The organism is Rhodococcus sp. no. 34, from assembly GCF_054589475.1.
Window position 1 is genome coordinate 400,778 of the sequence record NZ_BAAILK010000041.1, and the last position, 14,558, is coordinate 415,335.

Annotated in this window: 13 protein-coding genes; 8 read left to right on the forward strand and 5 right to left on the reverse strand. The window is 63.1% G+C overall.

Annotation, left to right across the window (positions count from 1 at the left end):
• The 4 genes from ACYP01_RS19325 to ACYP01_RS19340 all read left to right on the forward strand — a co-directional run bounded on the left by ACYP01_RS19325 (position 1) and on the right by ACYP01_RS19340 (position 5,081).
• Positions 1-1,557, forward strand: a complete 1,557-nt coding sequence (locus ACYP01_RS19325) for a pyridoxal phosphate-dependent decarboxylase family protein (protein ID WP_459681801.1) — start codon at positions 1-3, stop codon at positions 1,555-1,557.
• Positions 1,558-1,684: 127 nt separating this feature from the next.
• On the forward strand, positions 1,685-3,016 hold the full coding sequence (locus ACYP01_RS19330) for a class I SAM-dependent methyltransferase (RefSeq protein ID WP_459681803.1): 1,332 nt from the start codon (positions 1,685-1,687) through the stop codon (positions 3,014-3,016).
• 20 nt (positions 3,017-3,036) lie between these two features.
• Positions 3,037-4,356: an alpha/beta fold hydrolase gene (locus ACYP01_RS19335; RefSeq protein WP_459681805.1), complete on the forward strand. Its 1,320-nt coding sequence runs from the start codon at positions 3,037-3,039 to the stop codon at positions 4,354-4,356.
• A 53-nt stretch (positions 4,357-4,409) separates the two neighbouring features.
• A complete protein-coding gene (locus ACYP01_RS19340) occupies positions 4,410-5,081 on the forward strand; it encodes a DUF1345 domain-containing protein (RefSeq protein ID WP_030537075.1) in 672 nt (223 codons plus the stop codon).
• A gap of 21 nt (positions 5,082-5,102) precedes the next feature.
• Here the strand turns inward: ACYP01_RS19340 and ACYP01_RS19345 are convergent, their stop codons facing one another.
• On the reverse strand, positions 5,103-5,732 hold the full coding sequence (locus ACYP01_RS19345; RefSeq protein WP_037130153.1) for a LysE family transporter: 630 nt from the start codon (positions 5,730-5,732) through the stop codon (positions 5,103-5,105).
• A gap of 110 nt (positions 5,733-5,842) precedes the next feature.
• On the opposite strand from ACYP01_RS19345, the gene ACYP01_RS19350 reads away from it, so the two are divergent.
• Both ACYP01_RS19350 and ACYP01_RS19355 read left to right on the forward strand, forming a co-directional pair.
• On the forward strand, positions 5,843-6,499 hold the full coding sequence (locus tag ACYP01_RS19350) for a nitroreductase family protein (protein WP_003942413.1): 657 nt from the start codon (positions 5,843-5,845) through the stop codon (positions 6,497-6,499).
• Positions 6,493-7,098: a dihydrofolate reductase family protein gene (locus tag ACYP01_RS19355; RefSeq protein WP_003942403.1), complete on the forward strand. Its 606-nt coding sequence runs from the start codon at positions 6,493-6,495 to the stop codon at positions 7,096-7,098. The genes ACYP01_RS19350 and ACYP01_RS19355 overlap by 7 nt, the downstream gene beginning before the upstream one ends.
• Here the strand turns inward: ACYP01_RS19355 and ACYP01_RS19360 are convergent.
• Positions 7,095-7,898: a sulfite exporter TauE/SafE family protein gene (locus tag ACYP01_RS19360; protein ID WP_276116760.1), complete on the reverse strand. Its 804-nt coding sequence runs from the start codon at positions 7,896-7,898 to the stop codon at positions 7,095-7,097. The two genes, ACYP01_RS19355 and ACYP01_RS19360, sit on opposite strands and share 4 nt — an antisense overlap.
• Before the next feature lie 92 nt (positions 7,899-7,990).
• Here ACYP01_RS19360 and ACYP01_RS19365 point away from each other — a divergent pair, with 92 nt between their 5' ends.
• Positions 7,991-8,794, forward strand: a complete 804-nt coding sequence (locus tag ACYP01_RS19365; protein ID WP_042923086.1) for an AraC family transcriptional regulator — start codon at positions 7,991-7,993, stop codon at positions 8,792-8,794.
• Here ACYP01_RS19365 and ACYP01_RS19370 read toward each other — a convergent pair.
• From ACYP01_RS19370 to ACYP01_RS19380, 3 genes are all read right to left on the reverse strand, one after another.
• Positions 8,772-9,221: a hypothetical protein gene (locus ACYP01_RS19370; RefSeq protein WP_459681810.1), complete on the reverse strand. Its 450-nt coding sequence runs from the start codon at positions 9,219-9,221 to the stop codon at positions 8,772-8,774. The genes ACYP01_RS19365 and ACYP01_RS19370 overlap by 23 nt on opposite strands.
• 46 nt (positions 9,222-9,267) lie before the next feature.
• Complete coding sequence (locus ACYP01_RS19375) at positions 9,268-10,521, reverse strand: glycoside hydrolase family 1 protein (protein WP_082239003.1); 1,254 nt, start codon at positions 10,519-10,521, stop codon at positions 9,268-9,270.
• 140 nt (positions 10,522-10,661) lie between these two features.
• Complete coding sequence (locus tag ACYP01_RS19380; RefSeq protein WP_459681812.1) at positions 10,662-13,931, reverse strand: arabinosyltransferase domain-containing protein; 3,270 nt, start codon at positions 13,929-13,931, stop codon at positions 10,662-10,664.
• A 55-nt stretch (positions 13,932-13,986) separates the two neighbouring features.
• Between ACYP01_RS19380 and ACYP01_RS19385 the strand changes: the two genes are divergently transcribed.
• Positions 13,987-14,532, forward strand: a complete 546-nt coding sequence (locus tag ACYP01_RS19385; RefSeq protein ID WP_459681814.1) for a hypothetical protein — start codon at positions 13,987-13,989, stop codon at positions 14,530-14,532.
• The last annotated feature ends 26 nt before the right edge of the window (positions 14,533-14,558 follow it).

Consider the following 14,558-nt stretch of genomic DNA (forward strand, 5'->3'; position numbering starts at 1 on the left):
ATGAGTTCCACTCAGGCCGAGGAACTTCAGGGCAAGATCGTCGAGAGCGCAAACCTCGAGAAGAGGGCGGCCGACATCTTGACTCGGTTGCGTTCGCTTCGCGAGCAGGACGCTCCGACGCACGGAGGCCGGGTTCTGTCGTACGTGTACGACAGCGGCCTCGCAGCGCTCGACGAGTTGGCAGCGGACGCAGCTCGATTGGTTCAGCCGGTCAACGGTCTCGACCCGACGGTGTTCCCGTCCACCGCGGTGATGGAGCGTGAGTTGGTTGCGTTCGCACGCGAGTTCCTCCATGGAGCTTCAGACCCAGCCGCAGATACAGACGCCGGAGGCGTAGTCGTCGGCAATGTCACCAGCGGCGGAACGGAGAGTTGTGTGTTGGCCGTCAAGGCAGCTCGCGACTTCCGTGGGCTCCCGCCGGGTGAGGGTTCGCTGGTTCTTCCGACCACCGCGCATGCCGCTTTCCACAAGGCAGCTCACCTGCTCGGACTGGAACTGATCCTGGTACCCGTAGATCCCACGTCGGGGCGCGTCGGCGCACAAGATATTGCGACGGCAGTTCGGAAAGACACGGTCTTGATCGTCGTCTCCGCGCCCAGCTACCCGTTCGCGGCGCTCGACCCGATCGCCGATGTCGCGGAAGTTGCTCGTGCACATTCGATTCCACTGCATGTCGACGCCTGCATCGGTGGGCTTGCATTGCCGTGGTGGGGTGATCTGCCACCCTGGGATTTCCGGGTGCCCGGGGTCACCAGCATGTCGGTCGACTTCCACAAGTACGGATACTCGCCCAAAGGCGTTTCGGTTCTGCTGCACCGAGGGCGAGATCTGCATCGCAAGCAGTATTTCGGACTCACGGACTGGCCGGGGTACCCGGTGGTCAATCCCACGCTTCTCGGTTCCAAATCCGTTGCTGCTCTTGCCGGTGCTTGGGCGATTTCGCAAGTCCTCGGGCAATCCGGGTACGCCGAATTGGTGTCCCGGGCGCAGCGGGCCACTCGTGCACTGATCGGCACGGTCGAGGCAATCGAGGGTCTTCGCGTCGTGGGCTCGCCGGTGGGACCACTGTTCGCGGTCGCTACCGACGATTCCGTGCCGCTCGAACGGCGAGTGGATCCGCATCGCTGGGTGAGCGCTGTCGGTGCTCGCGGCTTCGTCCTTCAAGGGCAGCCGGCGTCGACGCAACCTGACGGGACGACGTTGCCTCGAACAACCCACCTCACCGTCACCCCGGTGACGGAATCTGTGCTCGGCGAGTTGACCAGCGCACTCGTCCTCGGTGCCGACGACGTTCGCGGCTCGGCGGCAGCCGAGGCGCCGCCGGCCCTGGCAGAGTTGGCCCGAGCATTCGAACGTGGCGATGTCACCGTCGCCGATGTTCTTGCGTTGCCCAGTGACGCCGTCGCGGCAGCGTTGACGTCGGCGGGGCTGGATCCTCGGGGCTCTTCCGATTCTCCCTTGGACATGGCGGCCGTCCTCGCGGCAGTGGAATCGCTGCCACGTGAGGTCACGAAGAGACTGCTGGTGGAATTCCTCGCCGGACTGGTGGAACCCTGAACTCGGCGATGAATACCGAAACCGCGATGAACACTGTCCAAAACTCGGACAAATGGCGCGAAAGATTCGCGAATCGGGCGTAAGTTTTCTGTCATCGGCTAACCATCTTTTGTCGGAGGGTTGATCAGTGACTGGTGCCGCGGCCAAGATTTTGACGGTGTTCGAGGAAGTGATCGGGGTTCCGCTTCCGGTCCGCGTGCGATGTTGGGACGGTTCGGAGGCAGGGCCACGGGACGCCGCCGCGCAGGTTCACTTCCGGAATCGGCGTGCCCTACGGCGGGTCCTGTACTCTCCCAACGAATTAGGGCTGGCGAGGGCGTACGTTTCCGGCGATCTGGACGTAGACGGCGACATCTTCGCGCTCCTCGACGTCCCGGAACTGGTCACGCGGCTCGGTGAGAATCGTTTGTCGACGTTGCCGCTACGCTCGGTTGTTCGCGCCGCCGGTACTTTCGCCGGCTTGGGAGCGGTGGGTCCACCACCGTCACCCCCGGCGATCGAGATGCGTAGTAAGCGAGGCAAGCGGCACAGTAGATCACGCGATTCGGCGACTGTCTCCCATCACTACGACGTCGGGAATCGCTTCTACGAACTGTTCCTCGGGCCGAGCATGGTTTATTCGTGCGGATACTGGCCGGAAGGTGTCGAATCCCTCGAAGCCGCGCAGTACGCGAAGCTGGACTTGATTTGCCGCAAGCTCGATCTGAAGCCGGGAATGCGACTGCTCGACGTCGGCTGCGGTTGGGGATCGATGGCATTACACGCCGCCCAGAACTACGGCGTCGACGTCGTCGGAGTCTCGCTGAGCAACGAGCAGGTCGAATACGCCAAGGGGCGAGTTGCCGACGCGGGTTTGACCGATCGCATCGAGATTCGGGTGCAGGACTACCGCGACGTCGACGACGGCCCTTACGACGCGATTTCGAGCATCGGCATGTCCGAGCACGTGGGCCTGGTCAATTTGCCGGTGTACACGGCAAAACTCTACGACTTGCTCGTGCCGCAGGGTCGTCTGCTCAATCATGCCATCGCCGCGGTGAAGTCGTTGTCGGACAACGTCGATGACGGTCCCAGCTTCATCGACAGGTACATCTTCCCGGACGGTGAGATCCTTCCGTTGAGTAAAACCATTGATGCGCTGGAACTTTCGGGTTTCGAGACGCGTGACAGCGAAGCGTTGCGCGAGCATTACGCACAGACACTGCGCGCATGGGTGCAGAACCTCCGCGAGAACTGGGACGCATCGGTCTTACAGGTCGGTGCTCCCCGGGTGCGTACCTGGTTGCTGTATCTCGCTGCCAGTGCCCTGGGTTTCGAGGAGCCGCACAGGCTTACGATTCATCAGGTTCTGGCCGTGAAACCAGGGGATCGGGGGGCCAGCGGCATGGCCCGCTCGCGTGACAGTTGGTATCGATCGATTGAAGTCCCGCAGATCGAAACCGGTCCGCGCGTCGACTGAGGCCTATACGTTGGATTTCCATGAGCACCCGGAAGGTTGTCCTCGCGGCACTGAAGGTTTCGGCCGTTGCGGTATCGGCGCTGTTGCCGACCTCGCTGCTGTTCACACCGATGTCGAACGCCGAACCCGTAAACGATTTCTACGACGCGATTCCGGGCGACGTCGGTGATCCGGGTTCGGTGATTCGGACGGAACCGCTGGCTCTGGCCGGTGCCGTCGGCGGAGTGCCTGGTGTGGGGACCCGGATCCTGTATTCGAGTACCGACACCCACGGATCCAAGGTTGTTGTGTCGGGCTCGTACCTGGAGCCGGCTGCCCCGTGGTCAGGAGCGGGCCCCCGCCCGACGGTGGTGATCGGTCCGGGTACGCAGGGCCAAGGTGATCAGTGCGCGCCGTCGAGGATGTTTCCCACTGCCGGTCAGCTCCGCCTGGCGGAACCCGGGAATCCGTCGAACTACGGTGCCGGTGTGGACAGTGTCGGTGTCAACTACGAGTCAGCTTTTGCTTTTGCTTTCCTCGCCCAGGGCGTTCGTGTATTCGTCACCGACTACATCGGACTCGGAACACCCGGCGTCCATACCTACGTCAATCGCGCCGAGGAAGCCCATGCGATGTTGGACGGTGCACGCGCTGCCCGAGCCCTCGCGCAGGCAGGAGATGACGATCCGATAGCGCTGTGGGGCCACTCGCAGGGCGGCGGCGCCACTGCCGCTGCAACCGAACTGGCACCCGAATACGCGCCTGAGTTGAATCTGGTCGGGAGTTACGCGAGCGCGCCCCCGGCAGACCTGGCAAGCGTTCTGCGTCATATCGACGGTACCGGCCTGATGGCCGCGATCGGCTACACGATCAACGGCGTCCTCGACCGCTATCCCGCCGCCCGAGAGCCGATCGAATCTCGACTCAACGACTACGGCCGGTCCGTGCTCGCCGACGTCGCCGGGCAATGCCTCATCGATTCCCGAACCAAGTACGGGAAGCAGTCGACGGCGTCGTGGACCACAGACGGACGACCACTCGCCGACGTGGTGGAATCGGTACCGGAGATCCAACAGGTGATCGAGGAACAACGCATCGGGCGGCGAACCCCGGCCTCGCCGATTCTGGTCAACGGAGCGCTCAACGACGATTTCATCCCGTACGAGCAAACCCGGCGCCTGGTTCAGGACTGGTGCGCGCGCGGGGCCGAGGCGACGTTGTTCACCGACACCCTGCCTGCGGTGAATCCGGGGAGCGGCAACAACCACCTCGCGCCGGCCGTAGCGGATTTCGGCGTCGGATTGCAGTACGTGCTGGACAGATTCAACGGCAAGCCGATAGTCGGTGCGTGCAACGCCTGAGTCGCCGTGTCACGTAACCACCGTCTCACTTCTAACAGTGGTTGACTGAGCCCGTGAACGATCGACCGCACGACCTTCCGATCAACCCGGTTCCACGGAGCGCCCTGGGTGCCGGGCCGGCGCTGAGAGTGTCGACGGGTCTGCTGCTCGGTGTGGCCGCCGGTGTCGTCACGGCGTTGGTCGGCTACCCCCGATTCGCGTTTCTGATCGGCTGGGATGTGGCGGCGATGGTGTTCACGGTGTGGACGTGGATTCTGGTCTGGCCCTTCGACGCGACGCTCACCGCAAGCCACGCAACGCGCGAAGAGCCGGCCCGAAACGTCGCGCACCTGCTGATTCTCGGTGCCGCCGTCGCGAGCCTGGTCGGTATCGCGTTCCTGCTCCTGGCGGCACCCGACGGACATCACTACCAAGTAGTGGCGGCATCGGTTGCAGTCGGCAGCGTCGTGATCTCGTGGCTGGCGGTCCACACGCTCTTCGCCCTCGGATATGCACGGCTGTACTACTCCGGCCCCGACGGCGGAATCGATTTCAATCAGGAAGAACCGCCGAGGTACAGCGATTTCGCCTACGTGGCGTACACGGTCGGGATGAGCTTCGCGATTTCCGACACCAACTTGAAGTCGTCGGACATGCGCGCGATGGCACTCGGCCACGCATTGCTGTCGTACCTGTTCGGTTCGGTGATCGTGGCGTCCGTCGTCAACTTGATTGCGGGCCTGTGATCTCTCGAGCCGTGTGACCGATCAAGCCGCTGCACGCCCGATGCTCGAGAGGAAGCCGGCGGCTCCGAAGAACAGTCCGGCGAACACTCGATTGGTGGTTCGCTGCTGTTTGGGGGAGCGCATCAAGGTGAGCACCCGGGCGGCCAGGCCGGTGTATCCGGTCATCACGATCACGTCGACTGCGCACATCGTGGCGGCGATGATCAGATACTGCGGCAGCAGCGGCGCCGACGGGTCCAGGAACTGCGGGAGCACTGCGAGCATGAAAACGACGGCCTTCGGATTGCTCGCGTTCACGAGAAATCCGCGAAGCATCATCATCGGACCGGAACTGCTCGCGGCTGCCTCGTCGGTCTCCACCTCGGTGGGCGCCGATCGCCACTGCCTGATCCCCAGGTAGACGAGGTATGCGACACCGAACCACTTGATCAAGGAAAAGGCCACGGTCGAACTGGCGAGAATTGCACCGACCCCCGCCGCGACAATTCCGATCTGCAGCAACAATCCCAACTGCAGCCCGAAGATGTTCCAGTATCCGCGTCGCAAGCCGTAGGCAAGTCCCGACGACATCGACGCAATGGCGCCGGCCCCCGGCGACAGGCTGATCACCCAACTTGCTCCGAAGAACGCCAACCAGACGTGCCAACTCATGTCGAAAGTCCTTTGATCGGGAAATACTCCCGACAACGAGCACGCACGGGATCAGAAAAGTGTAGACGGACAGTCCTGCTCACTGCTCGCGACAGTGCAATGATCGGGAGATGACGTCGTATCCCGTACTCGACCTGACACCCGACGAATTGCTGACCACAACGCGGACCGTTCGAAAGCGTCTGGATCTGACCCGTCCCGTGCCGTTGGACCTGGTGAAGGAATGCCTCCAGATCGCCCTGCAAGCGCCCTCCGGTTCGAATCGCCAGGGCTGGCAGTGGATGGTGGTGACCGATCCGGCACTGCGTGCAGCAGTCGGGCAGATCTACAAGGAAGTCACCGACGAGTACCTTGCCTCTCACGGTTCGGCGGCAAAACTCTTCGCCGATGATCCCGATCGCGCGCCGATCCAACAGCGCGTGGGCACCAGCGTCGCGTGGCTCGGTGAGCACATGGGTGAGGTGCCGGTCCTTCTCATTCCGTGTATCAAGGCGGGCAAGACGCTGCCGGAGGGGAACCAAGCCGGTCTGTGGGGTTCGCTACTCCCGGCTGCGTGGAGCTACGCGCTGGCCGCGCGGGCACGTGGGCTCGGTACGGCGTGGACGACATTGCATTTGCAGCGTGAAGCGGAAGTTGCCGAGCTGCTGGGTATTCCGGCCGGATTCCATCAGGCTGCGCTCATCCCGACGGCGTATTTCACCGGCGAGACGTTCAAACCCGCCGCCCGTGAACCAGTCGACAACGTGCTGCACGTGGACCGATGGTGAGCCTGATCTACTCGGCGATCTGCTCGATCGACGGGTATGTGGCTGATGAGCAAGGAAACTTCGACTGGGCGGTTCCCGACGCGCAGGTCCATGCGTTCGTCAACGAGCTCGAGAGGGGAGTCGGCACGTACCTGCTCGGGCGCCGGATGTACGAGACGATGATTCCCTGGGAAACAATGGCATCCGAGGATCTCGAGCGTTCTTCGGTGGCAGGAGGACCTTCGGCTCCGGACGAGTTTGCCGGTATCGAGGCGGCGACCGCCGAGTTCGCTCAGATCTGGGGTGGCATCGACAAGATCGTGTACTCCACGACGCTGAACGAGGTGTCGACGGCGCGCACAACGATTGCCCGGGACTTCGACGCCGACGCCGTTCGTGCGCTCGAGAGCGAAGCGGTACAAGATATCTCGATCGGTGGACCGACGGTTGCGGTTAGTGCTTTCGCGGCGGGTTTGGTCGATGAAGTCAGACTGTTCCTGTGTCCGGTCAATATCGGTGGCGGATTGCGAGCTCTCCCGGAAAGCCGGCTTGATCTGCAACTGCTCGAGGAGAAAACCTTCGACGGCGGCGTCATCTATCTGCGATACGCCGTTCGCTAAGCAATCACCATCACTGCCGTGACGACGCCGAGTAGAGCGATGTAGGCGGCGGCATGGACTCGGTCCGGTATGGCACCGACGATTCGTCGGCTCAGCGCGATCGCCGGTAGGGAACCGGCGAGTAGTGCACAGACGGCCAGAAGGTCGACAGCGCCGACTCTGCCCGCCGACAGATCCGAGGCTGAACTGTGCCCTGATGAGACCGCATACACCGCAGTCGCGACGACGGCGACAGGCAAGCTCAACGGGTTGGCGCTCGCGGCGGCGTCGGCCATCGGAACTCCGCCGCGTCGCATCATCGGAACCGTCATGACGCTCCCGCCGACTCCGAGGAAACTTGCGACGGCACCGATGCCTATCCCGACAGCGCGGACGCCGTGACGGTCAAGATGTTCGCGAGGTTCAGGTGGTGTCAGAAACCCTTGTCGCAGAAGACTGTCCAGGATTGTCACCAGCAGGTAGATGACGAACAGAATCCGGACGACGCCGTCGTCTACGTGGCCCGCCGCAACCGCTCCGAGCCCGGCTCCGAGTGCGATGGGACCGATCAGAGGTCTGATGTACTCCGTCCGAAGCCGTCCTGACTTCCTGAATGCGATTGTGGCACTGAGTGAATTGACCACCATCACGGCCGCCGAGGATGCTACGGCGACATGCATCGGATCGATGACGTCCGGCCTCAGCGTCGATGCAGCGTAAACGACTGGGACAGTGACGAACCCGCCACCGAATCCGAAAAGAACGGTGGTGACTCCGGTCAGGGCGCCGAAAGCGAGAAGGATGAGGGAGTAGTGAAGCACTTGATGAACGGTAGCGCTTTCTCCGTTGGCGCACATTCGAAGGTTCGCCACGTTCCATTGTGAATCGGACACAGACTCGGTAGGTTCCTCCGGTGCGCAACATCTCGATCAACGACGTCGATCACTCACCCCGCGGTGTTCTCGCAATCGGAACCGACTACCCACCCGGTCACGTGCTGGCGGCCCACGAACATCGGCGAGCCCAGTTTCTCTTCGCTGTGAACGGTGCGATGAACGTCGAAACCGAAGACGGTGAGTGGACGGTTCTGCCGTCCAATGCGGTCATGATTCCCGCCGGTGTCGCTCATGCCGTGACAATGGACGGCGTCAGCACGCGAAGCCTCTACATCGAATCGTCCGCAGCGCCGTGGTTCCCGGTCAGGTGCCGAGTCGTCGCAGTATCGTCGCTCCTGCGTGAGCTACTTGTCGCTGCAGTCGACGTGGATGTCGAGCTGAATGTGGAGGACGACTTCCCCGCACACGGACGCGGCGCCGCGGTACTTCAGCTGATCCTGCACGAACTTCGCGATCTTGCGCCCCTACCTGTGGAACTCCCGCTGCCTCGGCACCCGGGATTGCGGGCGTTGTGCGCGCAGTATCTCGCAGCCCCGTCGATCCATGACTCGCCCACGCGGTGGGCTGACCGACTCCACGTCAGTGAACGAACACTGCACCGCTTGCTGATCTCGGAAACGGGGATGAGCGCGTCGTCGTGGATGCAGCGTGCCTGCATTCTTCACGCGCTTCCGAAACTTTCTGCCGGGGCCAGTGTGACGGCCGTTGCGTCTGAACTCGGATACTCGACGCCGGCTGCCTTCGCGGCGATGTGCACCCGAGTCTCGGGTGCACCGCCCAGTAGCTATCGGGCGCGCGTCACGACACAGACACCGGGATGATGTCGGCGACGACGTCGTGGATGAGACCGTCACGGACTTCGAAGGTTTCACGAATCTCCACGGTCATGAGGCGAGTGCCGCCGATTCCCGCGTCCAGCAGGTAGGTGGTCGAGACGATGTCCCAGGCCTCCGACATCTCGAGGTCTCGGACGCCCTGGATAACGCGGTATTGGATGCCGTTTTCGAGGTCGGCGGACATCTGTGGTCCGGAGAACCCCGTCTTGAGTCCGGCTTCGACGCGGGTCGCATCCGGGGCGAAATGAACATCGGAGACGTCATGGGAGACGAGGGCGTCGATGTAGGCGCGTGCTTGCGCCTCGCGGGGTGAATCGGCCGGGTTCGGGGCTGCCGTCGCAGCGCCTCCGGCAACCAGGATCAGGACAGCGGTGGCAGCGGCAGTTCCGGCGATATTTCGCAGTGTTCGCATGGGACATCCTAACGACGAGGAGTGGAGGAATTTCGGAAAACGGCCCTCATCGAGTAGCCGTACAGCTGCGGGGAGGATCGACGAGCGAGCAGAAAGCCGGGGCCATGACGGGCACGTAGTCGGCCCCGACGCCGTTCTCGTGAATGATCCGGCGGTAGGCGTCGACGCCGTCGGTCGGGATTCGCGCCGCAGTGGGATCGCCGAGAACATCGACCGTGTAGAGGCCGAATCGAGGTCGGTACGAACCCCATTCGTAGTTGTCGGTGATGGACCAGTAGTTGTAGCCGATCACGTCGGCACCGTCTTCTCGGGCGCGTTCCATCCAATAGATGTGATCGCGTAAGTGATTCGCGCGTGTGTATCCGTCGGCACGCGGCGCTCCGTTGTCGGTGGGCATGCCGTTCTCGACGATGTAGAGGGGGAGTTCCGGGTACTTGCCCGAGTACCGCATCAATGCGTCGTACAGGCCTTCGGGCTGCGGCGTGACGTTGTAGAACTCGTCGAGTGCGGCGTACGCGGCAGTCGGATTGTTCAGGGCCACACCGTAGTAGTAGTCGATGCCGAGAAAGTCGAGCTTGTCGCGCACTCGATCCGTGAATACCGAATCGATCGCCTCGGACACGCCGGGAATGAAGGAGAAATTACTGCTTACACGGGCACCGGGATCGAGAACATGGATGCGGTCGTAGATCGCCCGGTGGACTCGGACCAATGAGTCGAACATCGACGGCGCCTGGGTGAGTGCGATTCCGCCGTAGGTCAATTCGCGCTGAACGTACACAGTCGGCTCGTTGATCGTGATCCACAGCGCCCCGATTCCGGAGTACCGCTCGACTACCTTCTCTGCGTTGACGAGCCAATCGGCTTCCGTCTTCGGATTTGTCCAGCCGCCTTGATCGACAACCCATCCCGGATACACCCAGTGGTCGAGCGTGATCATCGGAGTCATGCCCCGCGCGCGGATGTGAGCTACCACGTCGTCGTAGTAGGCGAATTCGGTCTCGTTCCAGCTCCCGGCGGCGGGCTGAACTCGCGCCCACTCGACGCCGAATCGGAAAACCTTCGATCCCAGATCGGCCGCCCGGTCGATGTCCTCGGCGTAGCGATGACGGAAGTCGACCGAGTCACCGATCTTGTCGTGGGTTCGTCCGGAATCGGAGTATCGAGACCAGTTGCTGTCCGGCGACGAACCTTCCGATTGGAACCCGGAGGTGGCAACGCCCCAGAGGAAGTCATCCGGTACCTCAGCCGAGGCGTGAGCGGGAAGGGTCAGCGCCCCGAGCAGGCACGTCAGTGCCATCAGCGCAGGCGCGATAGACCGTGACAGGGCTCCCATGCCTGGGAGACTAAGTCATACAAGTGTCCAGTCGCAGGCGTTTCGTCCGATCCGCCCGCGGCTGGACCGTGTCACTCAGTGACCCAGCCGCTCAGAAATTCCGCTCAGAAAACCATGGTCATCGATCCCGGGTTCCACGTCCCGGAGCGCTGAACGGTCGTTTCGTCGACCTGGGCAGGTACTGCACTCGGATCGATCGGTGTGTACTTCTCGATCGAACCCCAGTCGCGAGCCCAGTCGTTGTCGAGATACGACGGAATGGTCTGCGCGGTCAGGAGCAGATCGATCCACCCCAACGGTCCACCACCGTAGTGGTCCTGCCAGGCACTGGTCACGAGCGCACCGGAATGGTCGGGAAGGATCCGATACTCGGGGACCTCGGCGATACCGACCCGATGATCGAAGGGGCGTTGGCATGGGAATGCCAGTCCGACAGCCCAATCCAGCATGACGGGCGCCTGTGAACCGACGACGTCGTTGAGCTTCTGGGTCTTCGGAACCCGCGGCGGGGTGACGGCCACCCATTGGTCGGGCTTGCTGTCGTAGTCGCTGACGACCAGTCGAATGCTGTTGGCTTCGACGGGAATCTGATCCAACGGCACACGCAGGTTCCGCCATGACGGCGCCGGGCCGATGTCGAGGGGCGCGATCTTTCCGAGTGTTTCGACAGCGTCTGTTTCGGCATCGTCGACGCCACGCGCTGTGCCGTACTCGACCTCGACGTTCTGGCCGTAGGTGACGATTCCGTCCTTGTCGACGGACCGAACACGACCAGCCGCGGCAATCGAGATGATGTCGCCACGTGTGGCGTTCTCGCCCACGTCGGGGAGTTGGTACCAGTCACTGGTCAGAGTGCCGGGGGAGGGCTGACCGTAACTACCCATGACGGGTGTTGTCGCCGGGTCGAGACCGAACGGCAACGCGACCGAACTGCCGTTGACTCCGGTCTGTCCGGCGCCACCGCCGGTTCCGGCCGAGTTGCCGGCGGTGTCCTCGGAGGTGTCGACGGTGTTCGCGCCGCCGGTAGCCGTGGCTTCCTTGTCTGCTCGAAGGTCGGAGGCGACGCCATTCGGATCGAATCCTGTAGCCCCATCGGCGGAGAGTGCTGTGGCGACGCTGCCCGAGAGGGGCGTCAGCATCGAGGCGTTCGGATCGGTCTCGAGCAGAACGTCGTTGGCGAGTCCGCAGTGTTGGCCGAGAACGGCGTCGACGTTTGCACGGCCCACCGAATAGGCCGGGTACTGGGTGACCGCGCCCTTGGCCATGGACAGCACCTCGAAGAGGACCATGGCACCTGCGGCAACCGTCAGTGGCGAGATGGCAAGCAGTCGAGCGTGCTTCGCGGACGGTTCCTTCCCCGCGGTGTACGGCTCACGGAAGAAGTACCACGCGGCGACGCCGAGCATCAGCACCGTCAGCCCGAGGAGGACGGTGCTCGCGCCGAGTCCGCTGATGGACACAGGCTTGTCCCACCACGGAACGCTGTAGCTGGACACGTAGTAGTAGCTGTTGCTGCCGGTGAATGCCACCGCGAGGAGGAACAGGACGGCCGCCGCGAAGAGGGCACGATTGCGCGGCGAGCGCAGGAGTTTCGTTCCCACGGCGACGGCCGTCATCATCGCCAGAACGGCGGTGAGTCCGGCAAAGATTCCGAAGTGGTGCGTCCACTTGGTCGGCGAGAACATCAGCAGTGGCAGTGCGCCGATCGTCAGCCCCACGACGCGGCGTGACGGGCCGGCGGCCAAACCGGGAATCCGGCCCCCCTTGCGCAGCATCATCGCGGTGCAGACGCCAAGGCACAGCACCATGACGAACACACCGAATCTGCGAGTCAGGGAACCGTCGACGGAGATGTTGAAGAGGTACTGATAGCGGAGGTACTCGTCGAACCAGGGCTGATTCGGTGAGATCGAGTGGACGCGTTGCATCTCGATGACGGCGGCCAGACTTTGATCGCCGAACGCGGGGATGAGAATCGAGAGTCCGGCAGCTAGCAGTGGCCCGACAGCCGCGACGTAACCGGTGGTGCGCGCACGTTCGATGATGATGCGCATGATCGGGCGTATTCCGGCGATGAGTGCGGCAAAGCAGATGAGGCCGGAAGGGCCGGCAGTCAAGGTGAATCCGGCGATCAGGATCGCGACTGCGACCGGCAGAAGTCGTCTCGTCGCGACGGCGCGTTCGATCGAGCACCAGGTCAGCAGCACGCCGAGGGCAACGATCGGTTCGGGGCGCAGTCCGTTGTTGAACGGAAGCCAGAATGCGAGGAAGACAAGCGCGCCGGTCCAGAGGGCGAGTCGATTTCCGCGAATGGCGGCGCCCAGCCGAGGCGCAACCTCCCGGCTGATGACGAGCCAGGTGATGATGCCTGCCAACAGAGCAGGCAGACGGACCCAGGGGCTTGCGGTGCTGACGTGGGCCAGGAGTCCGAGGATGTTGTAATACGGCGTTCCGAACGGGGTTTCGGGGACCGCGAACCACCGGAAGTAGTTGGACATGTAGCCCGATTGCTCGGAGGCTCTTGCCATCGTGAACTGGTAGCCGTCGTCGGTGGTGGTAGCGCCGATGAAGTGCCACAGCACCAGCGTTCCGACGACGACGCCGTCGAGGACGGTGAACTTCCACCATCGGGCGGGCAGAAATTTGCGTGTGCCCCGGCCGTCGCGGTTGTCGAGGCGGTGCAGCGCGAAGAGGGACACGACAGCCGTGAGTGCACCGAGAATCATGGCGAGAGTCTTGATCACCGACGGGCTCGACGTGAAGCGTGAGTCCGCCTCGATCGAGACGTTCAAACCGGCTGCCGCCGAATCGAGGTCGCTGAAGACGCCGACTACCTGTGGCCGGCTGTCGCCCTCGATGACGCGCGGTTCGGAACCGGTGGCACTGAAGGTGGTTCGGGTCGGCTCGGCGGCGAGCGTGAGTGCGCATCCACTCGGCAGATCAGCGACGGGTGTCGAGAGCAACACTCGATCGCGCAGGACAACGTCGACCCGAGCGGGAGCGTCGGCGGATTCGGGGGAGACAGTGGCAACAAATCCGTAGCGGCGCGCATCGGCGGCACCCGGGGGAGCAGTCGAGACGAGCGTTCCTCCGGTGGCGGCCAACTCACTGATCGACGCGCACGGAATCGATGCCTCCATGCGCAACGGTGTGTACGAGACCAATGGCGCCTCGACGCTTGTCGTCGACCCGGCCTGCGGCCAGTTGACGGCGGCGGTGTCCTGTTCGATCGGCAGGAACGGTATCGAGCCGCACAAAACTATGCCGAGGATGGATGCGACAATCGCAACGATCCGTGCTCGGTTCGGTCCGCTGGATCGCTGAGGGGTCGGCAAGGCCGGAGGTGCGGTCGTGGCCACGTCACTGTCTGTCACGACTTTGGACCCTAGCTGTGCGTGACGTGTTTGTTATAAAAGCGCGAGTAATGGGATGGTCGTGTTCCCGGTGCCGTTCCACGGTGTGGGGGTTGTCGGCGATCGAGGCGGGGGTGCTGTGCACGAAGTTCACGAGTCCATTTCGTTGAGCCCACTCCTGCGCCGTTCGACGGTCGCATTCTGCGTCGTCCTCGGAATTGTCCTGGTAATTGTCTGCGGGTTCGCGGCGATCGTGCAGCGTGACCCGGCGGGCTACATCGGCGCCGTGTTGTCCGCGGTCCTGTCCTTCGGGTTGGCCGCGTACATGTGGAAGGTGCGCGTGATCATCACCACAGACGTCGAACGAGTGTCGATCGCGCTGTCTCCGGGGCTGCGTCAGGTATTTCGGTGGGACGAAGTTGTGTCTGCCACTGCAGTACATATCGGGATGGGCTCCGGAATCGGTTATCGAATGACCGGCCCAGGTATGCGGGTAATTCTCGCGTCACCCGGCGACGGGGTCCGCTTTCGTCTGCATGACGGCCGTGAAATCTCGGTGGCAACACCTCGACGGGACGAGCTGATCGAACTCGCCCGGCGGCGGGCGCCGGACCTGCAGTGAGCGTTGCAGGTGGACCGGTGAAAAAC